Origin of the sequence: Nocardia brasiliensis ATCC 700358 (assembly GCF_000250675.2) — a bacterium.
Lineage (GTDB): Bacteria > Actinomycetota > Actinomycetes > Mycobacteriales > Mycobacteriaceae > Nocardia > Nocardia brasiliensis_B.
The window spans coordinates 7,679,126-7,700,787 of record NC_018681.1 but is presented as its reverse complement, the minus strand read 5'-3'; the positions used below and the strand labels follow the sequence as shown (position 1 = coordinate 7,700,787).

The following is a 21,662-nucleotide window of genomic DNA, read 5'->3' as shown; positions in this document are numbered from 1 at the left end:
CCCGAGCGGGTCAAACCGTTTTTATTGCTCTTTTGCGAACTTCGCCAGTCGGATCGCGATTTCGTCGATACTGTTGAGTTCGCCTGTCGCCACTGCGATTACGAACGGATAGGTCTCGAGCAGTGGCGCATTTTGGACGGTGACTCGATGGCCGTTGATACCAAGAAACACGACGGCTGAGGTCCACGCGGTTCGTTTGTTGCCGTCTACGAACGCGTGGTTGCGCGCTAGCGATTCGAGCAATGCCGCTGCCTTGTCGAAAACTGTTGGATACGCGTCCTCACCAAATACCGTAGTGCGGTAACGGAACACGGCTGCTTGTAGTAGACCCGGATCGCGCACGATGGCCGCGCCGTCGGTGGCTGCTGAAGCGATCTCGAGCACGTCCTCGAGTTCGAGGTATCGGACTTCGGTCACTTGAGTTTGTCCAGCAGTTCGCGATGCTCAGCGATAGCGAATCCGATCTCGGTGCGCACAGTGTCGCGGTGCTGCCAGCGGGCGACGTACTCGGCCACGGCCCGGTTGATGAGCGCGTTCATGCTCACGCCTTCCCGCTCGGCTTGGTCGCGAACGGCACTCTCGTTGTCGTCGGTCAGTCTCAGGTTCATCGCCATATCTCGAATGGTACTACTGTGGTACTGCCTGTGGACAGGTGTTTTCGGTCATGGCTGCGTGCCCACTGCGGGTGTTCGCGCTCGGTTAATGCACCGGAGCGTCGGCTCGCAAGATGATCACGTCTGGGCGTGGGCATTAAGGCGCAGCGGGGTGGTGGAGCTGGCGGGGGTGCGCGTCGTAACGCTTACGATAAGGGTTGCGGATCGGGGGGACCTGGCGTGAGGTCGATCGAGGAGACCCGCTCAATTGCCAATCACCTTCCACCGCTGCGCAAGCCGCCGACACGCTGCGCCCAACTCCGGCGGTTCCACCTCGCTCAGCTCGGTGTCGAACGTGGCGAGGATGCCCGCGATACCTGCCCAGGACCAGGCGCCGAGGGTGAGGCGGCAGTGTTCGAGGTCGAGGTGTTCGACGACGGAACCGCCTGGCGCCCAACGAGCTACGGTTTCGGCGGGCAGGTCGAGGCGCGCGGATCCGAGGCATTCCCAGGCGGCGGGGGTGTCGCCGCGGTTGTGGCTGGTCATGACGAAGTGGGCGACGTCGTTGCCGGGGAGGTCTCGCGGGGTGAAGGCGTGGCCGGGGGGTGTGTGCAGGTGGAGTCGGTCGACGCGGTGGACGCGCCAGGTGCTGTCGGCGGGGTGGTGGGCGACGAGGTACCACCGGCCGGCCCAGACCACGAGATGGTGTGGCTCGATACGATGTGGCGGCGTGAAGTCTCGGTCGCGGGGGTGGGGGCGGGAGCCGTCGGGGCGTAGCGCCTCGACGACGAGCAGATGATGGGTGCGTACCGCGCTGCCGACGACTTTCAGCGCGTCGGCGGCGATGGGCGGAGCCGGAAATTCCCAATAGTTCTGCAGTGCGGTGAGTTTCAGCGATTCCATGGCGGTGCGCAGCCGGGCGGGCATCACTTGCTCGAGCGTCTTCAGTGCTCGAGCGGCGTCGGCACCGAGGCCGAAAACAGTGCTCGGCGCGGTCTGTAGCGCGACCGCGACGGCCAAGGCCTGCTCGTCGTCGAACAGCAGGGGCGGCAGCGTGTGGCCGGTGCCCAATTCGTAGCCGCCCGCGGGACCGTGCACGGTCGTGACCGGATAGTCGAGCGCTCGCAGGGTTTCGATATCGCGCCGGACGGTGCGCGCGCTGACGTCGAGTTGCGCGACCAGTTCGTCCAGCGACCACCGGCGGCGGGCGGCGAGCAGGGACAGCAGGCGCAGTGCGCGCCGGGAGGTATCGGCCACCGCACCATTGTGGCCACTCGATGGCCGGTACTGGTGAGATCGTCGGCTCCGAGGTTGTCCGGCAGCTGGTAGAGGAGTCGAAACAGGATGCGCATCATCGTCGTCGGCGGCGGGATCGGTGGGTTGGCGCTGGCCGCCGGTCTGCGGCGGAACGGGCTCGAAGTGGTTGTCTACGAACGCGATACCGATGTGGCGGCGACCGGCGGCTATCACATCACGCTGGACGGCAGGGCGCAGGCGGCGCTGCGTGGCCTGGTCGCGCCGGAGGTCTTCGAACGGGTGCTGGCGTCGGCCTCGGCGCTGCGGCTACGCGAACGAGACGCGATGTGGGACCGGCGTGGGCGGTTGCTCGGCCGCGGCCGGGATCTCGGCGACGACCCGAGCGTGGACATCGACCGGATCACCTTGCGGACGGTGCTGGCCGACGCGGTCGGCGCGGACCTGCGGCTGGGCCGATCCGTCACCGGGGTCGGTCTCGGTGCGGACGGCAGACCGCTGGCGAATTTCGCCGACGAGCCGCCGGTCTCGGGCGACCTGCTGGTCGGGGCGGACGGCGCGCATTCGCTGGTGGCCCGGCAACTCGCCGGTCGCCCGACGAACTCGCCCGCCGGTGTCATCGGCTTTTCCGGACGGACCTCGGTCGACGACCTCAGCGCAGCTGAGCAGCTTCGCCTGGGACCGCGTTCGGGGCTGGCGGTGGGACCGCGCGGTTCGGCGCTCTACGTCGGCTATCTCGACCCGGTGGGCAACGCCGTACTCGACGCACCCGAGCTTCGGACCGCGATCACGACGGGCCCGACCTACATCTGGGGAGCGATGTTTCCCGAGTCCGCGGCGACCGACTCGATCCGGAACGATCACGGTGTCGCGGTGCGGACCGCGCTGCTGGAGCGGTTCCGGCGCCACGGTTGGCGCGAACGCACGCTCGAGGTCGTCGCCCGTGCCGATCCGGACAGCGTCGCGGCGTTCCGGTTCAACGCGGCGTCGACGCGGGCACGGGACCTCGCGCCGTGGCCGGCCGGGCCGATCACCGCGCTCGGCGACGCCGTGCACGCGACGCCGCCGACGGCCGGTATGGGTGCCGGCGCGGCTATTCGCGATGCCGCGAGCCTGGTCGAACAGCTCGGTGCAGTTGCCGACGGAACCGTGAACCTGCCGGTGGCGGTCCGCGATTTCGAAGCGGGCATGCGGCTGCGCGGCAGCGAAGTGCTGATCATGGCGATGAAAACGGTGCGCTGGATACTGGCCACCGACACTCGGCTGGGTGCGGCCGTCACGGTGGCGGGCGGGCCGGTGCTGGCGGGCGCCCACCGACTTCGCCCCCGCCAGTGAGGTGGCCGTCCCACTGGTTTTCGCGTTGCGGTGTGCTCGTCCGGCGGCGGCAGTACGGTTCTGATCGGAAGTAACGCAGGTATTCCATTGGGAGGTCGAATGCTGCCGTGGTCCACTGAGCTGGCCGGACGAATCGATGAGTCGGTGATCAACAGCGCTGTGTTGCAAGGGAATCCGCTGGGCGACCCACATGAGCGGCCGGTCCTGGTTTATCTGCCACCGGGTTACGACGACGAGCCGCAGCGGCGTTATCCAGCGGTCTATGTGATCCAGGGTTATACGGGGGACGTCACCATGTGGCGCAACCGGCAGCCGTTCCGGCGGCCGTTCCCGGAGACGGCCGACCGGGTGTTCGCCGACGGCGCGGCGCCGCCCGCCATCGTGGTGTTCGTCGACGCCTGGACCGCTTACGGCGGTAGCCAATTCGTCGACTCGCCCGGCACCGGTAAGTACCACACCTACCTGTGCGACGAAGTGGTGCCGTGGGTCGACGCCCACTATCGGACCCTGCCGAGCGCGGCGCATCGGGCGATCACAGGCAAGTCGAGCGGTGGCTTCGGCGCGATGATCACACCGATGCTGCGGCCGGATCTGTTCGGCGCGTTGGCCACGCACGCCGGCGACGCGCTCTACGAGTTCTGCTATATCCCGGAGTTCGCCAAGGCGGTGCGGCATCTGCGCGCCTATGACGGGGATATCCAGCGCTGGTGGGACGACTTCCGGTCGCGCGTCGCCTTCACCAAACCGGAGGACAGCGACCTACTCGGCCTGTTGGGCGTCTCGGCCTGTTTCTCCGCGCGCGAAGACGGCACGGTGGATCTGCCCTTCGATCCGGTGACCGGGGTGCTCGACGCCGCGGCGTGGGAGCGTTGGCTGGATTGGGATCCTGTCCGCATGGTCCCGAAATACGCGGAGGCCCTGCGCGGTTTGCGCGGGATCTGGATCGACGGCGGCACCCGCGACGAGTGGTACCTCGATATCGGCGGGCAGGCGTTCCGTGCCGCGTTGCTCGCCGCCGACGTGCCCGCGGACCTCATCCAGTTCGAGCTGTTCGACGCGGGGCACGGCGGGATCGACTACCGCTACCCCCTCTCGCTCGCCTGGTTGTGTCACCGGATCGCGCCGTAGGGGGAGTCGGCTGAACGGCTGATACCGAGGTGCGGTGACGGTTGCCACCATGGAGGTGGAACAGTCACCGCACGATCGGAGCCTGCGATGAAAGCCGAACTGCCGCAAAGGCGTCGATGATGTCCGGGCGCAGCGACCGCGAGCAGCGGGTCGGTCTGCCCAATCCGGGTGCCGGTGACCAGGATCCGCGACAGATCGCCTATACGTTGTTCTCGCACGCGGCGTTCAGCAACCTTGTGTGGGGCCGGGCGGGCATCGTCGAAACTTTCGAGGCTTTGAGTGCGGTCGCACCGGCCTATCTGACCGCGAGCCCGAAATATGAGTGGCTCGCGGAGTTTCCGCAGCACGGCAACGTGTACTGGTTCGCGCTGACCGGTCCGCAGGGTTCGGGTATCGCGACGCTGGTCGTTTCCGGCGCCGATACGGACTTCACCACCACCGAACTCGCGATGCCGCTGCGTGAGCTGCGGGAGCCGTGGCAGTGGGGGATGGGTGTGCCGGTGCAGCCCGGCGCGAATCCGCCGGCCGGTGCCAGTGTTCCCGCCGGGTTCGCGGAGGTCTTCGCGTCGAGCGATCTGATTCCGCTTTCGGTCCTGTTCGACAACCCCGCGATTGCCGAACGCCGGAGCACCATGATCAGATCCGGCGGAGCATCGGCGAGAAGAGCTGCACAGGAACCGGTTTCGCCCTGGCGGGCACTTTCCAAACGGCTCGCGGTGGACGTCGGCCTGTGGTTGTTCGGCCTGATCCTCATCGCCATTGCGGGCATGGGGCATCCCGCGGGTTATCAGCCCGACGGCATACTCGTCCTCATCGCGCTGCCGTTGCTGGCGGCGCTGGCCGCCCGGTTCGAGATCGATCGTCGGCTGGCGGCCGGCGGCAACGAGGGCTACATCGCCGGATTCGCGCTAGGCGCCGTCATCTTCGTCTGGCAAGCGTTCGACAGTAACGGTGCTTGGCCGTACCCCGCGTGGCTGTGGTGGGTCGCCCCGGCGTTGGGTGTGCTCGGCTACTTCGGCCAGGCTGCGCTCAGAGCGAGCCGGTAGCGGCGGCCGGGCCTGCATGGATTGCTCTGGGGGGCAAAGCGATGCTTATTCTTGGCCATGTTCGACTCACGGCACATTCGGGTTTTCGACGAGGTCGTACGGACCGGTTCATTCGCCGCGGCGGCGCGGCACCTCGGTTACACGCAGCCCGCGATCAGCCAGCAGATGAAGGCGCTCGAACGGTCGGTGGGCACGCCGCTGTTCGTCCGGGTGGGCCGGGGTTTGCGGCTGACCGACGCGGGCGAGATCCTGGCCAGGCACGCGGCCGGGATTCTCGGCACGATCTCGGCGGCGCAGCAGCAGATGACCGCGATCACCCGGCTCAAGTCGGGGCGGGTCCGGGTCTGCGCGTTCCCCAGTGCGTGCGCGACGCTCGTCCCGTCGGCGGTGGCTTCGATCAAATCGCGGCATCCGGGCATCCGGATCGAGCTGTTCGACGCGGAGCCGCCCGAATCGGTGGAGGCGTTGCGGCGCGGCGACTGCGATATCACCCTCGCCTTCACCTACGACGCGGGCGAGCAGCCGGAATTCGATGACCTGTACAAGGTTTCGCTGCTCGACGACCCGCTGATCGTGCTGCTGCCGCGCGGGCACGCGCTGGCCCGGCGTCGCACGGTCGAGTTGGCGCAGCTGGCCGAGGAACGCTGGATCGCGGGATGTGTGCGCTGCCGAAGCCATTTCATCGAATCGTGCGCGACCGCGGGTTTCGAACCGCACATCGATTTCACCACCGACGACAACCTCGCCGTGCAGAGCCTGGTGGCGGAGGGCACCGGGGTCGCGGTGATGCCGAGCATGGTGCAGTCGTTCATCCGGCACCCGAAGGTGGTCAGCCGCCCGGTGATTCCCGCGGACTCGCGGACGGTGGCGGCGTACACGCTGTCCGGTCATCAGAAGATCCCGGTCACCCAGCTGATGATGGAAGCCATCCAGTGTGCCGCCAATGCGATGACCCTGACCTGAAACCTGTTGTGTCCAACTCTGTTCCATCCATAAGTGATCCTTGGGTATCGGCAAGAATGTCTAAGTAGACCGCACCGGTCCGTAGCCGCATCCTGGTCCGTATGACGACCAGCACAGCCGCACCCAGCACGCCACAGCTCGCCGATCTCGTCTGCGCGGTAAGGGAAGTCGTGCTGCTCGAACGTCCGCCCGCCGAGGCGGCCCGGCTCGTCGCCGAACGGCTCGAGCCCTTCCTGCGGCAGCCGGGTCTGCTGCCCGAGCAGTACCGCGAGGGCGATCCGCAGCGGTATCGGCAGCACCTGGTGCACACCGAGGACGACGGCAGCTTCTCCGTGGTGGCCATCGTCTGGCGGCCGGGACAGCAGACGCCGATCCATGATCATGTGGCCTGGTGTGTCGCAGGCGTTTACGAGGGCACCGAGACCGAACAGCGGTACGAGTTGCGCGGCGCGGGGCCGAGCGCGCGGCTGGTGGTGGCGGCCGACGCGACCAACGCGGCAGGCACGGCGGTGGGTTTCGCGCCGCCCGGAGATATCCATCTGGTGCGTAATGCCGGTGCGACAACGGTGATTTCGATCCATATCTACGGCGCGCACATCGGCAAGCTCGGCACCAGCGTGCGCCGGGAATACCGACTGCCCATCGCGGACGCCTGATGGATGCCATGGTCGCGCCCTCCGCCACGCTGGCCCTGAACGAGAAGATCAACGCGCGGCGCGCGGCCGGCGACGACATTCTGCACCTCGGGTTCGGCGAAGCAGGTCTGCCGGTACTGCCGGAAGTCGCTGCGGCACTGGCCGAAGGGGCGACGGCGAATTCGTACACGCCTGTGGCCGGGACCATGCCTGCGCGAGCGGCCGCCGCACGGTATCTCTCGCGTGGCGGGCTGCCCACGAGTCCTGAACAGGTGCTGCTCGCGCCGGGGAGCAAGGCGTTGCTGTTCGCCGCGATCGCGGTGCTGCCCGGCGATGTCGTGCTGCCGATTCCGTCGTGGGTGAGCTATCCGGCGCAGATCGGGGTGATCGGCAAGCGTGCCATCGGCGTGCCGATTCCCCGCGAGGTGGGCGGCGTGCCGGACCCCGACCTGCTCGAGGCGGCGCTCGCAACCGCGCGCGCCGAGGGCGCCGATCCGCGGATACTCATCCTGACCGTGCCGGACAATCCCACGGGAACAGTGGCCGGCGCGGCGGTCATGGGGCGGGTATGCGAGATCGCCGATCGGCACGGGCTGACGATCCTCTGCGACGAGATCTATCGTGATCTCGCGTATGACCCTGCGACACTGTGCAGTCCAGCCCTGCTGTTGCCGCAGCGCACCATCGTGACCGGCGGCTTGAGCAAGTCGATGGCTCTGGGCGGCTGGCGCATCGGATACCTTCGTACACCGCCCAGTCGCACCGGACAGCAACTGGCGCAACGGATCAGCGGCCTCGGCAGCGAGATCTGGTCCTGCCTGTCCGGCCCCATGCAGGCGGCGGCGACTTTCGTCTTCGACGCGCCGGCAGTGGTGACCGACCGCATCGTCGCCAGCCGGCGACTGCACGCCGCCGTCGCCACCACCGCCCACACGATCTTCACCAAGGCCGGAATCGCTTGCCGCGCACCGCAGGCCGGTTTCTATCTCTACCCGGACCTGGAAAGCCTCCGGCCCGCACTCGCCCGACGCGGCATCGAAACCGGTGTCGCCCTGGCCGACTACCTGCTGGACGATTTCGGCATCGGCGTCCTGGCCGGCGAACATTTCGGCGACAGCCCCACGGCGCTACGCTTCCGCGCCGCGACCAGCCTGCTCTACGGCAGCACCCCCGACCAGCGCCACCAAGCCCTGACCAGCACCGACCCCACCGCCCTCCCGTGGATAGCCACCGCCCTCGACCGCCTGCACGCCACCCTTCAATCGCTGACCTGAGCATTCAAATCAAGACGGACCGTCTCGTTTCGCTGTAGGGTGGGGGGATGGCGGGAGCTGGTGGGCCGGATCCGGGGCGGCGGAGTGAGCGGTCGCGGAGTGCGATTCTGACCGCGACGTACGAGCTGATCTCGGAGGTCGGGTACGGGAAGTTGTCGATCGAGGCGATCGCGGCGCGGGCGGGGGTGGGGAAGCAGACGATCTATCGGTGGTGGCCGTCGAAGGGAGCGGTGGTCTTCGACGCGCTGGCCGCGCTGAGCGAGGGCGCGGACGGCGATATCACGCTGCCGGACACCGGCGATCTGGCGGCGGATCTGCGAACGGTGTTGCGCGCCACGGTCGCCGAGTTCGCCGACCCGGCGTTCGAGGCGCCGATCCGGGCGCTCAACCTTGAGATCATCAACGATGCGGAGCTGGCGCGGACCTATCGGGACCGGATGGAGCAGCCGATCAAAGCGGCGAAGCTGGCTCGGCTGCGCAGCGCCCAGCAGGTGGGGCAATTACCGCCGGACGCCGACCTCGAACTGATCCTCGACCTGCTGTACGCGCCGATCACCCAGCGCTGGCTGATGCGTTCCGGCCCGCTCGACGCGGCGTTCGCCGACGCGCTGGTCGACGCGGTGCTGCGCGCCTTCGCGCCGGACTGAGCGTCCGCACCTGACGCAGCACGCCGATCCGACCTGGGGGAGCGTTCGGCGACGCGGATCGCGACGGTGCCCGGCGTATGATCTCCCGGCGTCGTCTCGAACCAGTTGTTTGCGCGAATCCATGGCCCGGGAAAGGTGCGAGATGGCGAACATGGCCCGAGGATTGCTGGCTACCGTCATCGTCGCCGCCACGTTCGCGTTCGGTTGCTACTGGTACGTTTTCGGCCGGCCGGATTGGTTGTGGAACGGGCCCAAGACAATTGCGATATCGGGTCAGCGATTCGCGGTCGCGGGGGTGTACGACCAAACGCGGGGACCGGTGCAGTGCCTGACCGAGCGGCGATCCATCCTGCTCACCGGGCTCGAATATTGCGTGGTCGACGAGGCGGAGCCCGCGACAGGAGCCCTGTTCTGGTATCTCGGCGAGGTCTACTCCATCAATATGCAAGAACCACTGGGGTTTCTGTAGCCGTGTCCCGGCCGGGGTAAGGTCAGGTCAACTGCATATTCCTACCCTCGAAGGGGCGGTACCGATGCCGGCCGACCAGCTTGTCGAGAAATTCCGTGCTGTCGATACCACCGCGCTGTGCGATGCCGATAAATCGACGCGGGTGCTGGACAGTGCGATTCGACCCCGCTCGGGTGCCGTGCGGATCTTCGGTCCCGCGTTCACCGTCCGGTGCACCGGCGACTTCTTCGCGGTGCTCCGCGCGATCGAGACCGCGGCGCCCGGCGATGTGCTCGTCGTCGACGGCGGCGGCAGCGAGATCGCCTTCGCCGGTGAGCTGTTCGCGCGGGGTGCGCTCGTCCGTCAGCTCGGCGGCATCGTCATCGACGGCGGCTACCGCGATATCGCCTACGTCCGGTCCTGCCCGCTGCCGATCTACAGCCGCTTCGTCACCCCGATGGCAGGTAGCACAACCGAACTCGGCGAGTTGCAGATCCCGGTGACCTGCGGCGGTGTGCCGGTGGTGCCCGGTGATCTGATCCTCGCCGATGAGGAGGGCGTCATCGTGGTCGCCCCGGACCGCATCGAGACTTTGCTCGACGACGCCGCGGCGGTCAAGGAGGCCGAGTCCAGGCTCGTCGCGAAACTGGCTGCGGGAGCCACCCTCAGCGACGGACTCAATGTCGCCGCGCACGCCGACGCGCTGCACCGGGGTGAACCGTCGGCGCTCCAGTTCCTGGCCTGAGCCTGCGGCGAAAAGTTGGGCGCGGCAGTGCGATTCGCCGGTTACAGCGTGGGGCCCAGTTCGCGGATCACCTCGATCAGCAGATCCGCTTCGGGCTCGGTGATGCGCCAGTTGACGAAAGTCGGGCGCAATGCCGTCACGCCACGATATTTCGTGGTGCCCACGTAGACCCGCCCGTCCGCGAGGATGGCCGCGCCGAGCCGGGCGTTGAGATCATCGAGATCGGCCTCGGCGACGCCGGGTGGCCGGTAGCGGAAACAGGTGACGCACAACTGCACCGGGGCCAGCAGCTCGAAGTCGGCGGCCGCGTCGACCACCCGGCCGAGATGCGCGGCCACGTCGAGGTGGCGTTCGACCATCTCCCGATACCCGGTCCGGCCGTAGGCGCGCAGCGTCGCCCAGATCGGGAACGCGCGTGCGCGGCGCGAGGATTCGGGGCCGTGCATGTTGTAGCTGAGCTGTTCGTCGTCGAGGGTCGGCAGGTAGTCCGCGCCCCAGCTGCCGAAGGTCTTGCCGAGCACGGACTTGTCCTTGACGAACGAGAAGCCACTCTCCTGTGGCACATTGAGCCATTTGTGTCCGTCGGCGGTGATCGAGTCGGCCCGCTCCACCCCCGCGGCGAGGTGCGCGGTGCGCGGCGACACGGTGGCGAACAACCCGAATGCGCCGTCGACGTGGAACCAGGCGCGATACTTCTCGGCCAGTTCGGCGAGGTCCGCGAGCGGATCGCAATCGCCCGCGTTCACCTCACCGAGATTGCCGACGAGCACGGCGGGCGCCCCGCCGAGTTCGGTCAGCGCCTGCTCCAACGCCCGCAGGTCGAGCCGTCCCGCGTCGTCCCGGACGAAGGTGCGCAGCGTATCCCGGCCACAGCCGAGTATCTGCAGCGCCTTTCGGGTGCTGGCGTGCACGAGACCGCTGGTGAACACCGGCATCCGCGGCAGCCCCGCCAAACCGTCGGCGACGACGTCGTGCCCGTGCCGGCCGGCCCACCAGTAGCGGGCCGCGGCGAGCCCGGTGAGGTTCGCGAAGGTGGCGCTCGGCGTGAGCACCGCGCCGAAGTCCGCGGGCAGCCCGAAAAGGTCTTTGAGCCAGCCGAGTACCACGGTTTCGGTGCGCGCGGCCAACGGGGAAGTGACCCAGAGGCCCGCATTCTGGTCCAGCAGAGCGGTTATCCAGTCGCCGGCCAGTGCGGCAGGCGTCGCCCCGCCCACCACGAGGTGGAAGAAGCGCGGTCCGGCGCTGTGCACCGCCGCTTCGGTGCCGACGCGCAGCAATCGTTCGATTGCCGCCAGGGTGCCGTCGCCGTGCTCGGGCAGCGCACCGGCGAGTTCATCGATCAGCGGATCGGCGGTGCCGTCGTGCACCAGGCGTTGCGGCAGGCTGTCGAGATACGGTCCGGCGGTGGCGCGCACCAGCTCCAAAGCGCGTGCGGCGAATTCCTGTTCTTTCAGCGGATCGGCCATACCTCTACCGAACTCTCGTGGGTTCGCTCTTGTAAATAGCCAACCATTGAGAGCCGATGCGTATCAAACATTTTCGTTGTGCTGCCCGCAGCCGGAACGAGACTTTCTCGCCCCCTTGGATTTACGAAACCGCCGCTAGTCTGAATCCTATGATCACGCTCAAGAAAGAAGACGGCGCCGCAGATCTTGCCGGTGTCACCAAGCTGAGTGTCGGGGTGAGCTGGGATCCTTCCGGGGGCACCAGCGGCGGCGCACTGGGCTGGGCGCGGCGTAAGCGCGGCGTCGACCTCGATTTGATCGCCATCCTGATGCAGGGCAGTGAGCCGGTTCGTTTCGCCGGACTCGATTCGCTGGACCCGCTCGGCAACGGCTCGGTGCTGCACTCCGGTGACGAGCAGACCGGCGCCGCCACCGGCGACGACGAGACGGTGCACGTGACGTTCGCGGACGTGCCGGGCGGCATCGACGCGATCGTGTTCGTCGCCGCGGCGTTCAAGAAGGGCAGCTCCTTCGAGAAGGCGAACAACATCAGTTTCAAGGTGTACGACGCGAGCGGCGGTAGCAGTCAGCAGGTCGCCGACATCTGGCCGTCACTGCTCGGCGCGGACAATGCGAACGCCGTCGCGCGCGCGTTCCGCAACGGCGCGAACTGGCAGCTGGAAGTGCTCAACCGCAAGGGCAAGATCAAGCAGGGCGACAAGCAGGCGCTGCTCCGCTTCGCCCTCGCGTAGCCGACCCTGGTCCGGACCGGCTCGCGCGGCGCGTGGGCGGGTCAGGTCAGGTGGTCGAATTCGCCGCTGACCCAGCGGATATGGCGTTCCGCGGAGCGGTGCACGGCCTGTTTGGCGTCCTGGTCCACGGTATCGCCACCCAGCGTGTAGAGCCGGTCGTACTCGAACTGGTCCAGCCGGTCGACGATGCGCCGCACGACGGCGGGCGACAGCGGCACGTGCTTGGGGAAGTTGCGCTGGAACGTCACCCAGCCGGGCGCGAGGCTGCCGCTGACGGTGTCGCCGGTGAGCAGGGTGCCGTCGGCGGTGCGGGCGACGGAGCTGCCGCGCATGTGGCCGCCGACGTGGATCAGTTCGAGGCCGGGCAAGGGCTCGATGCGGTCGGACCAGTACTCCAGCACCGGATCCGGACGCGGTACCCATTCCTGGTCGAGCGCGTTGACCAAGACCGGTACCTTGCCGAAGGCGTGACTCCAGCTGACCTGTGCGCCGAACATGTGCGGGTGGCTGGTGGCGACCACCGCGACGCCGCCGAGCGCGCGGACCCGCTCGACGATGTCGTCGTCGATGTACGCGGGCGGATCCCAGAGCAGATTCCCGTGTGGCGTCTGCGCGACGAACGACCAGTGGCCGATCGCGAATCGCGGTGTGCGGCGCAGGCTGTGCAGTCCGCGCCCGTGGTCGCGGTGTTCCACCTCGTGCGGTTGTCGCGCCAGTTCCGCATGCGTCGTCCAGTGCCCGTGCGGTCCCAGGTCGCCGCGCTCCTCGATGCTCACCGCGTCGCTGGCGAACACACAGCCGTTGTCGGGCGGCGGCGCAACGGTATTCGCGTGTTCGAGCCCGCACCCATCACAGATCCACGTCGTCATACCCGACAGTCTGAAACCTCGACCGCACTCGAGGTCAACCCGTTCATGGGACGTTTCGGTAGGCTGCCCGGGACAGCTCGGTCGGTGCAGCGAAGTGTGATCCGCAGGGAGCAGCATGAGTGGCGTGGGCGCTAGACGTATGACCAGGGCCGCCGCGGCCGTATGCGCGGTGGTGACGGCGGCCGCCTGCGGTGGGCGGGACGCGGCGCCGGACGATCCTTTCCTGTGGCTGGAAGAGTTGGACGGCGCGCGGGTGCAGAGCTGGGTGGCGGCGGAGAACGAGAAGACGCTCGGCGTGCTGGAGCAGGACCCGCGCTACGCCGAGAATCTCGCCACGGCAAAGGAACTCGGGAACGCGCCCGACCGCCTGCCGATGCCGCAGCTCGTGGACGGACGGATCGCCAACTTCTGGCAGGACCCCGAGCACACGCGTGGGATCTGGCGGGTCGCCTCGGTCGCCGATTACGAGTCGGCACAGCCGAAGTGGACCACGCTGCTCGACCTGGACGCGCTGGCCGAAGCGGAGGACAAGAACTGGGTCTGGAAGGGCGCCGACTGCGAGTCGGTGCGTGGGACGCGCTGCCTGATCAGCCTGTCCGAGGGCGGCGAGGACGCGGTCACGATCCGCGAATTCGACGTGACCACCGCACAATTCGTGTCCGACGGGTTCGTCCTGCCGCGGAGCAAACAGAATGTCGCGTGGTCCGGCGAGGACACCTTGCTGGTGTCGCGGGAATGGCAGCCGGGCGAGGTGACCACGTCGGGTTATCCGTACATCGTCAAGAAGGTGCACCGGAGCCGACCGCTCGCGGACGCGACGGAGGTGGTGCGTGGCGAAAAGACCGACGCGCTGGCGACGGCGCCGCTGCTGCTGAGTGACGGAAACGGCCACCGGCTCAACGTCGTTCAGCGCTCGCCGTCGTTCTTCGAACGTAGCTTCACCCTGCTCACCGGGTCGGGCACGGCCGCCCTCGCGCTGCCCCCGAAGTCGGACTTCGCCGGACGGGTCGGCGACCGGATCGTGCTGACCGTGCGGCAGGACTGGACGACCGAGGGCGCGACTTTCCGGGCGGGGTCGCTGGTGTCGCTGAACGCCGACGAGATGGCTGCAGAGCCGCAGCGGCTCCGCGCCACCCCGGTGTACGTGCCGGGCCCCACCGAGACCGCCGAGGGTGTGCTCGCCACCCGTGATCGGCTGGTCGTCACCGCGATGAACGACGTGCGCGGCCGTGCCGCCGTCTACACCCCGCAGCCGGACGGTTCGTGGTCGGCGGCTCCGATTCCGTTGCCGGACAACGCCGCGATCGCGACGGTGGACGCGGACGCGAAGGGCAGCGCCGCGTATCTGTCGGTGACGTCCTTTCTGGATCCGACCACCGTATGGCGGCTGGACGCCGTGAGCGGGCAGGCACAACCGGTGAAATCCACGCCGTCCCGGTTCGATTCTTCCCGGTACGTGGTCGAACAGCACAAAGCCGTCTCACCCGACGGCACCCAGGTGCCGTACTTCATCGTGCACGCCGCCGATCTGCGTTTCGACGGCAGCACGCCCACGATCATGTACGGCTACGGCGGCTTCGAGATCTCCCAAACCCCTACCTACGACGGGGTTCTCGGCAGGCTGTGGCTGGCGCGGGGCGGCGCGTTCGTGGTGGCGAACATCCGCGGCGGCGGTGAATTCGGGCCCGCCTGGCACGAGGCCGCGTTGACCACCAACCGTCAGCGCGCCTTCGACGACTTCGCCGCGGTCGGCAAGGATCTGATCGCCAGGAACATCACCGCGCCACGTCATCTCGGCATTCTGGGTGGTTCGAACGGCGGGTTGCTGATGGGTGTCGAACTCACGCAGCACCCGGAGATGTGGCAGGCGGTGGGCATTCAGGTGCCCCTGCTCGACATGGTGCGTTACGAGAAGATCGCCGCGGGGGCTTCCTGGGTCGGCGAATACGGCAGTGTCGCCGATCCCGTGCAGCGCGCGTTCCTCGAATCCATCTCGCCGTATCGCCAATTGCGTTCCGGTGTGCGATATCCCGAGCCGTTCATCTGGACCACCACCAAGGACGACCGGGTCGGTCCGCAGCACGCGCGCAAGTTCGCCGCGCGGCTCGCTGAACTAGGCAACCTGTACCTCTTCTACGAGGCGACCCAGGGCGGCCACGGCGCGGGCACCACGATCGATGAGCAGGCGCAGATGAGCGCACTGCAATACACCTACTTCATGCGGCGGCTCATGGCGCCGGGTTAGACCGGCTCAGACGAAGAACGTCTCGGTGGTGCCGGTGAACCGGTCGAGCGCGTGCGGCGGCAGCACGGCCTGATCGGCGGGATGCTCCGAGATCGGCAGGATCTGGCTGCGGAACTGCCCGATGGCGCGCAATTTGGCCTCGACCGCCGGGCCGGGCAGGGTCAAGGTGCGGGCACGGCTGCTGGGCACGACGGGATGTTCGGGAGTCGCCCAGTGCCACATCCAGATCGGGAATTCGAGCAGCCGGGTAGCCGAACCGGCGCAGGCCGCCGCGGCGGCGCGACCCACCGCCTCGTGGTCGGGGTGCCCGTCGTGGCGCCACGTCGTCGCGCACCACACGCCGGAACGTCCGCATTCGGCGAGCACGCCGGTGATGGCGTCGGTCACCGCCTCTTCCGCGGCAGCTACCTTGCCGTCTTCGACACCCAATTGGAGCGGTGCGTCTACGCCCAATTCCGCTGCCGCGCGCCGTGATTCCAGCGCGCGCAGGTCCGCGAGCTCGGCCGGCGAGTAGGTGGGCGAGCCGGGATGGGAACCCTCGCCGTCGGTGACCGTGACGACCGTGACGGGCAGGCCTTGCGCGCGGGCCAGCGCGATCAGTCCGCCGACGCCGAGCACCTCGTCGTCGGGATGCGGGGCGACCACGACCAGATGCCGCCAGCCGACGAGGGAGAGCTCGTGCTGGCGCTGCCGCCAGGGCGACCAGGCGCTGACCGGGGTGCCTCGGGCGGCTAGGTCGATGATCTGCATGCGTCTCGGCTACCCCGCACGGTCTGGGGCAAACGGCGGACGGGACCGGAATGTGGTCCACCTCGCTACGCGGCATGGTGTGCTGGTAGCCGGGTATGTCCGCGGAAAGACGAGGTACGACGCCGAGGAAGACGACAGATCGCAGAGGAGCCGAGGAATGACCACGATCGCGGAAATGATTGTCAGCGCACTGGCCGAGGAGGGCGTGACCCAGGTCTGGGGTGTCGTCGGCGACGCGCTCAACCCGATCACCGACGCGATCCGCCGCGACGATCGGGTGGAATGGATCGGGGTGCGGCACGAGGAGGTCGCCGCCTACGCGGCAGGGGCGCAAGCCCAGCTCACCGGCACCATCGGGGTGTGTATGGGTACGGTCGGGCCCGGGTCGATCCACCTGCTCGGCGGGCTCTACGACGCGAAGAAATCGCACGCGCCCGTGCTGGCGATCTGCGGCCAGGTGCCCACCGCCGAGATCGGCAGCGAGTACTTCCAGGAGGTCGACAACGACTCGGTGTTCCGCGACGTCGCCGAGTTCACCGCGACGGTCACCACCCCGGCACAGCTGCCGCGGCTGCTCGAGCAGGCGGTGAACGCCGCCGTCTCGCGCCAGGGCGTCGCCGTGCTGACGATTCCCGGTGATGTCGGCGGACTGAAGCTCGCCGATCCCGATGCCCGCCCGCGTTTCGTCGCCCGCGATCGCACGATCGTTCCCGGCCCCGATGAGCTGCGCCAGGCCGCCGAAACGCTGAACCAGGCGGAGAAGGTGACGTTGCTGGTCGGGATCGGGGCCAGGGAAGCGCGTGCCGAGGCGCTGGAACTGGCGGCGAAACTCAACGCGCCCATGGTGCTGACGATCAAAGCGAAAGAGGGCCTCGAGGACGACAACCCGTACGCCGTCGGGCAGACCGGGCTGATCGGCAATCCGGCCGCCAACGCGGCGCTCGAGGACTGCGACGTGCTGTTCCTGGTCGGCACCGACTTCCCGTATCGCGACTGGTATCCCACCGGCAAGACGGTCATCCAGCTCGACGCGCGGCTGGAGCACATCGGCCGGCGTACCGCGGTCGACGTCGCGATGGTCGGCCATGCGGGTCCGGCGTTGCGTGAGCTGCTCCCGAAGCTGGACGCCAAGAAGTCGGACAAGCACCTGTCGAAGGCGCAGTCGCACTATCAGAGCTGGATGGAGCATCAGCTGCGGTTGGCCGAGCCGAAGCACGACCGCAAATTCCTGGGCCGGATCCGGCGGCACCTGGACAACCCCGATGAGCTGATCCGCCCCGAAGCGGTCGCCGCGGCGGTGAACAAGCACGCGTCCGACGACGCGATCTTCACCTCGGATACCGGCATGTCGACGGTGTGGCTGTCCCGGTTCCTCACCATGCGCGGCTCGCGCCGGCTGCTCGGTTCGTTCAATTTCGGGTCCATGGCCAACGCGATGCCGCAGGCCTTGGGCGCGCAGATTCTCGACCGCGACCGGCAGGTCGTCGCCTTCTGCGGTGACGGCGGACTGCTGATGCTGCTCGGCGACCTGCGCACGGCCGTCACCTACGACCTCCCGTTCACCGCGGTGGTGTTCAACAACGGCAGGCTCGGCATGGTCAAGCTAGAGCAGGAGGAGGGCGGCCTGCCCGAATTCGGTACCGTGCTGGACAACCCCGACATCGCCGCGGTCGCGCAGGCGATGGGGTTGCAGTCGCGCCGGGTCACCGACCCGGACGAGCTCGACGGGGCGATCGCGGAGGCGCTGCGGCTACGCAAGCCGGTGCTGCTGGACGTGGTCACCAACCCCGACGAGATCTCCGTGCCGCCGAAGCCCACGCTGGATCAGGCCTGGGGCTTCGCCATCGCCAAGGTCAAGGAGAGCATCGAGAGCCGCGCGTGAACCGCTACCCGGCTCCGGCGGCCGGCCGGGTCTGATCATCGGTAGATCCCATGACAACCGGGCGCGGAAGGTTTAGTGTCCGAGGACATTCCAAGGTTGTCGGGATCGGGCACGGGGAGTTCCGTCGTGCTCGGGTGTGTCTCGAAGGCCGGTTATGAATCGGGAGAACGCGTGAGATTCACAAGAGCTGGTGCGCTGCTCGCGGCGGCGCTGATGGCCACAAGCCTCGGCGCCACCGCATGTTCGTCGGACGGCGGTGCGGATTCGAGCATCGTGACCACCAATGCGGGGGAGCCGCAGAACCCGCTGGTGCCCACCAACACCAACGAGAACATGGGCGGTCGCGTGGTCGACCGGCTGTGGGCCGGGCTGAAGTACTACGACGCCGACGGCAAGGCGCACAACGAGGTCGCCGACAAGATCGAGACGACCGACCGGAAGAACTACAAGATCACCCTGAAGCCGGACTGGAAGTTCAGCGACGGCACACCGGTCACCGCGAAGTCGTATGTCGACGCCTGGAACTACGGCGCGCTCAGCACGAACGCGCAGCTGCAGAGCTACGTGTTCAATCCGATCAAGGGCTTCAAGGACGTGTCGGCGGAGAACCCGACGGTCAAGACGATGTCCGGGCTGAAGGTGGTCGACGATCGCACCTTCACCGTCGAACTCGAATCGCCGTCCATCGACTTCGAGACCGAACTCGGATACGCGCCGTTCTACCCGCTGCCGGAGGTGGCGTTCAAGGATATGAAGGCGTTCGGCGAGCACCCGATCGGCAACGGGCCGTACAAATTCGCCAGCGACGCCGCGTGGCAGCACAACGTGCAGATCGACCTGGTGCCCAACCCGGAGTACAAGGGCGGGCGGCCGGCCAAGAACGACGGTCTGCGCTTCGTGATGTACCAGTCGTTCGACACGGCGTACGCCGATCTGCAGGCGGGCAACCTCGACACCCTCGACGTGATCCCCGACAGCGCGATGGGCACCTACCAGCAGGACCTCGGCGATCGCGCGATCACCAAGCCGATCGCGTACAAGGCGTCCATCGGCATCCAGACCACGGTGCCGCACTTCGGCGGCGAGGAAGGGTTGCTCCGGCGCAAGGCGCTGTCGATGGCGATCAACCGGGAACAGATCTCGCAGAACATCTTCCACGGCACCCGGATTCCGGCGCGGGACTTCACCGCGAGCACGCTGCCCGGCTTCAAGGGTGACCTGCCGGGCTCGGAGTTCCTGAAGTTCAACCCGACCGAGGCCAAGAAGCTGTGGGCCCAGGCCGATGCCATCTCGCCGTGGTCGGGCACGTACGAGATCGCCTACAACTCCGACGGCGGCCACCAGGGCTGGGTCGAGGCCACCGCGAACAGCATCAAGAACACCCTCGGCATCGAGGCCGTCGGCACTCCGTATCCGACGTTCAAGACCATCCGGGACCTGATCAACGCCAAGACGATCAACAAGGCGTTCCGGTACGGCTGGCAGGGTGACTACCCGACGATGCTGCAGTTCCTCAGTGCGATGTACTACAGCTTCTCCGAGACCAACAACGTCAACTACAACAACCCCGAGTTCGACAAACTGCTGAACGAGGCGCTGGCCGCGTCGACGCAGGAGGAGTCCTACAAGATCGTCGCGCAGGCGCAGACGCTGTTGTTCAAGGACATGGCCGATATCCCGATGTTCGACTACCAGGCCGCCGCAGGCCGCTCGGAGAACATCAAGAAGGCCGAGCTGGCCTGGAACGGACTGTTCGACTTCGAGGGAATCGAGAAGTAGCAGTTCGGCATTCGCCGGGCGAGGCCCGCTGACGCGCGAAAGCGTCGGCGGGCCTTCGCTTGTCAGCCCTGCTGGGTGGGGACCACGATCATTTCGGCCACGTTCATCCGTTTGGGCGCCGCGACCGCGTAGCCGATCGCGTCCGCGATATCATCGGCCACAAGGGTTTCCAAGCTGCCGCGCCATTCGGCGAGCCCGGCCTTCTGGCTCGTGTCGCGCATGCCGTCACCGAGTTCGGTGCGCACCAGTCCGGGCTCGATGTTCTTCACGCGCACGCCACGCGGTCCGAACTCGGCGCGCAGATTACGGGTCAGATGGGCGACCGCCGCCTTCGTGGCGGTGTAAACGCCGTAGTTCGGGAACACCTGGTGTCCGCCGATGGAGCCGATCAGGACCAGATCGGCGCGGCTGCCCGCGTGCGCGGCGGCGAGCAGGTCGTCGATGAAAGCCCTTCCGGTGTAGAGCAGTCCGCTGATATTCGTGCCCACCATTTGATCCCACTCGGCGGTGGCGGCGGCCTCGAACGGTGCGGCGAGCATGACACCCGCGTTGGCGACCACGAGATCGACCGGGCCGAGCGCGGCCCGCACGGTGGCCGCGGCATCCAGCACGGACTGCTGGACCGTGACATCGGTGGCGACGGCGAGCACCTCGCCGCCGATCTGTGCGGCCAGTTCGTCGAGCCGGTCCTTGCGCCGCCCGAGCAGGGCGACCTTCGCGCCGTCGGCCGCGAGCCGCTGTGCGGTGGCGGCGCCGATACCGCTGGTCGCGCCGGTGACGACCGCCACGCGGCCGGTGAGGTTGTTTGTCATGACCACAACATTCGTGCAGGTCACGACGCCGTGCCAGGGGAAGGACTTCCTGGTAGTGGGAGGGCCACCCAGGAACGCGGGGGCTCACTTACGCTCGAAGTATGGATTCCGACAACCGACTGGGCGCCTTCCTGCGGGCGCGGCGCGAGCTGGTGCGCCCAGAGGATTTCGGGATGTCCGGCGGTGGTCAGCGCCGGGTATCGGGCCTGCGCCGCGAAGAAGTCGCGCTGCTTGCCGGCATGAGCGCCGACTATTACGTGCGGCTCGAGCAAGGGCGGGACAAGCACCCCTCCGAACAGGTGGTGGCGGCGTTGGCGCGGGTGTTCGACCTGGACGAAGAGGGCACCGCACACCTGCGGGACCTGGCCAGGCCGCCGGTGCGGCAGCGCAGGGCGCCGCAGCGTGCGGAACGCGTGAGCCCCGGGCTGGCGAGCCTGATGGCGCAGTGGCCCAATACACCCGCGCTGGTGCTCGGCCGGTATCTCGATGTGTTGATCGCGAATCCGCTTGCCGCGGCGGTCAATCCATGTTCGGTGCCCGGCGTCAATCAGGTCCGGATGATGTTCCTCGACCCGGAAGCCCGCCGGATCTACCCGGATTGGGCGCAGCACGCGGCGGAGACCGTGGCGAGCTTACGCGCCAATGTCGGTACGGATCTGGACGATCCGCGGTTGACCGACCTCGTCGGCGAGCTGTCGCTCAAGAGCGAGGACTTCCGTACCCTGTGGGCCAGGCACGATATCCGCGCGAAGATCGCGGGCCGCAAGCGCTTCGCGCATCCCCTGGTCGGTGAGATGACCCTGGCCTACGAGACCTTCACGGTGAACGGCGCGCCGGGGCAACTGCTCATCGCCTATCACGCGCAACCGGGTTCGGATTCCGAACGTACCCTGGCCTTGCTCGGCAGCATGATCGCCACCGGCGACCCGCTGCTGCACGACCCCGACGCGCACGCGGTCGAGGCGGGGCGCGGGGGCTCGGTCCGGCCACCGGACTGAACCCTGGGCGGTGTGGCCGGGCCCGGCGATACTCGACGGTGCTTGCGCGGCAGGCGTTGTCG

General features: G+C 67.8%; 21 protein-coding genes. 14 read left to right on the top strand and 7 right to left on the bottom strand.

Going from position 1 to position 21,662, the window contains the following annotated elements; translation table 11 throughout:
- Positions 1-21: 21 nt before the first annotated feature.
- The 3 genes from O3I_RS34260 to O3I_RS34250 all read right to left on the bottom strand — a co-directional run bounded on the left by O3I_RS34260 (position 22) and on the right by O3I_RS34250 (position 1,850).
- Positions 22-417: a type II toxin-antitoxin system death-on-curing family toxin gene (locus O3I_RS34260; protein WP_014987621.1), complete on the bottom strand. Its 396-nt coding sequence runs from the start codon at positions 415-417 to the stop codon at positions 22-24.
- Complete coding sequence (locus tag O3I_RS34255; protein WP_014987620.1) at positions 414-614, bottom strand: hypothetical protein; 201 nt, start codon at positions 612-614, stop codon at positions 414-416. The genes O3I_RS34260 and O3I_RS34255 overlap by 4 nt, the downstream gene beginning before the upstream one ends.
- 243 nt (positions 615-857) lie before the next feature.
- Entirely contained in the window at positions 858-1,850 is a 993-nt protein-coding gene (locus tag O3I_RS34250; protein WP_014987619.1) for a helix-turn-helix transcriptional regulator, read from the bottom strand.
- Between the two features lie 87 nt (positions 1,851-1,937).
- On the opposite strand from O3I_RS34250, the gene O3I_RS34245 reads away from it, so the two are divergent.
- The 9 genes from O3I_RS34245 (at position 1,938) to O3I_RS34205 (ending at position 10,068) form a co-directional block, all read left to right on the top strand.
- Entirely contained in the window at positions 1,938-3,182 is a 1,245-nt protein-coding gene (locus O3I_RS34245) for an FAD-dependent oxidoreductase (RefSeq protein ID WP_014987618.1), read from the top strand.
- A 99-nt stretch (positions 3,183-3,281) separates the two neighbouring features.
- Positions 3,282-4,310 carry an alpha/beta hydrolase gene (locus O3I_RS34240; RefSeq protein WP_014987617.1) on the top strand — a complete coding sequence of 343 codons (1,029 nt, stop codon included), beginning with the start codon at positions 3,282-3,284 and terminating at the stop codon, positions 4,308-4,310.
- A gap of 119 nt (positions 4,311-4,429) precedes the next feature.
- A complete protein-coding gene (locus tag O3I_RS34235) occupies positions 4,430-5,356 on the top strand; it encodes a hypothetical protein (protein ID WP_041563053.1) in 927 nt (308 codons plus the stop codon).
- A 57-nt stretch (positions 5,357-5,413) separates the two neighbouring features.
- Positions 5,414-6,319: a LysR family transcriptional regulator gene (locus O3I_RS34230; RefSeq protein ID WP_014987615.1), complete on the top strand. Its 906-nt coding sequence runs from the start codon at positions 5,414-5,416 to the stop codon at positions 6,317-6,319.
- A 101-nt stretch (positions 6,320-6,420) separates the two neighbouring features.
- A complete protein-coding gene (locus O3I_RS34225; RefSeq protein WP_041563052.1) occupies positions 6,421-6,975 on the top strand; it encodes a cysteine dioxygenase family protein in 555 nt (184 codons plus the stop codon).
- Complete coding sequence (locus tag O3I_RS34220; protein WP_014987613.1) at positions 6,975-8,228, top strand: pyridoxal phosphate-dependent aminotransferase; 1,254 nt, start codon at positions 6,975-6,977, stop codon at positions 8,226-8,228. The genes O3I_RS34225 and O3I_RS34220 overlap by 1 nt, the downstream gene beginning before the upstream one ends.
- A gap of 47 nt (positions 8,229-8,275) precedes the next feature.
- Positions 8,276-8,875 (top strand): TetR/AcrR family transcriptional regulator, encoded by a 600-nt coding sequence (locus O3I_RS34215; RefSeq protein WP_014987612.1) that lies wholly within the window; start codon positions 8,276-8,278, stop codon positions 8,873-8,875.
- Positions 8,876-9,017: 142 nt separating this feature from the next.
- On the top strand, positions 9,018-9,344 hold the full coding sequence (locus tag O3I_RS34210; protein WP_014987611.1) for a hypothetical protein: 327 nt from the start codon (positions 9,018-9,020) through the stop codon (positions 9,342-9,344).
- 64 nt (positions 9,345-9,408) lie between these two features.
- Positions 9,409-10,068, top strand: a complete 660-nt coding sequence (locus O3I_RS34205) for an RraA family protein (RefSeq protein ID WP_014987610.1) — start codon at positions 9,409-9,411, stop codon at positions 10,066-10,068.
- A gap of 41 nt (positions 10,069-10,109) precedes the next feature.
- On the opposite strand, the gene O3I_RS34200 is transcribed toward O3I_RS34205, so the two are convergent.
- Complete coding sequence (locus O3I_RS34200) at positions 10,110-11,534, bottom strand: pyridoxal phosphate-dependent decarboxylase family protein (protein ID WP_014987609.1); 1,425 nt, start codon at positions 11,532-11,534, stop codon at positions 10,110-10,112.
- A gap of 149 nt (positions 11,535-11,683) precedes the next feature.
- Between O3I_RS34200 and O3I_RS34195 the strand changes: the two genes are divergently transcribed.
- Positions 11,684-12,265 carry a TerD family protein gene (locus O3I_RS34195; RefSeq protein ID WP_014987608.1) on the top strand — a complete coding sequence of 194 codons (582 nt, stop codon included), beginning with the start codon at positions 11,684-11,686 and terminating at the stop codon, positions 12,263-12,265.
- 41 nt (positions 12,266-12,306) lie between these two features.
- Here O3I_RS34195 and O3I_RS34190 read toward each other — a convergent pair whose 3' ends face one another.
- Positions 12,307-13,134 (bottom strand): hypothetical protein, encoded by an 828-nt coding sequence (locus O3I_RS34190; protein WP_014987607.1) that lies wholly within the window; start codon positions 13,132-13,134, stop codon positions 12,307-12,309.
- 124 nt (positions 13,135-13,258) lie between these two features.
- Here O3I_RS34190 and O3I_RS34185 point away from each other — a divergent pair, with 124 nt between their 5' ends.
- Entirely contained in the window at positions 13,259-15,379 is a 2,121-nt protein-coding gene (locus O3I_RS34185; RefSeq protein WP_237748183.1) for a prolyl oligopeptidase family serine peptidase, read from the top strand.
- Positions 15,380-15,385: 6 nt separating this feature from the next.
- On the opposite strand, the gene O3I_RS34180 is transcribed toward O3I_RS34185, so the two are convergent.
- Positions 15,386-16,129 carry a PIG-L deacetylase family protein gene (locus tag O3I_RS34180; protein ID WP_014987605.1) on the bottom strand — a complete coding sequence of 248 codons (744 nt, stop codon included), beginning with the start codon at positions 16,127-16,129 and terminating at the stop codon, positions 15,386-15,388.
- A gap of 157 nt (positions 16,130-16,286) precedes the next feature.
- Between O3I_RS34180 and O3I_RS34175 the strand changes: the two genes are divergently transcribed.
- Positions 16,287-18,011, top strand: coding sequence for a thiamine pyrophosphate-dependent enzyme (locus O3I_RS34175; RefSeq protein ID WP_014987604.1), 1,725 nt, complete (start codon positions 16,287-16,289; stop codon positions 18,009-18,011).
- 213 nt (positions 18,012-18,224) lie between these two features.
- Entirely contained in the window at positions 18,225-19,790 is a 1,566-nt protein-coding gene (locus O3I_RS34170) for a peptide ABC transporter substrate-binding protein (RefSeq protein ID WP_014987603.1), read from the top strand.
- Positions 19,791-19,852: 62 nt separating this feature from the next.
- Here O3I_RS34170 and O3I_RS34165 read toward each other — a convergent pair whose 3' ends face one another.
- Positions 19,853-20,602: an SDR family oxidoreductase gene (locus O3I_RS34165; protein ID WP_014987602.1), complete on the bottom strand. Its 750-nt coding sequence runs from the start codon at positions 20,600-20,602 to the stop codon at positions 19,853-19,855.
- Positions 20,603-20,703: 101 nt separating this feature from the next.
- Between O3I_RS34165 and O3I_RS34160 the strand changes: the two genes are divergently transcribed.
- Entirely contained in the window at positions 20,704-21,600 is an 897-nt protein-coding gene (locus tag O3I_RS34160; protein WP_014987601.1) for a helix-turn-helix transcriptional regulator, read from the top strand.
- The last annotated feature ends 62 nt before the right edge of the window (positions 21,601-21,662 follow it).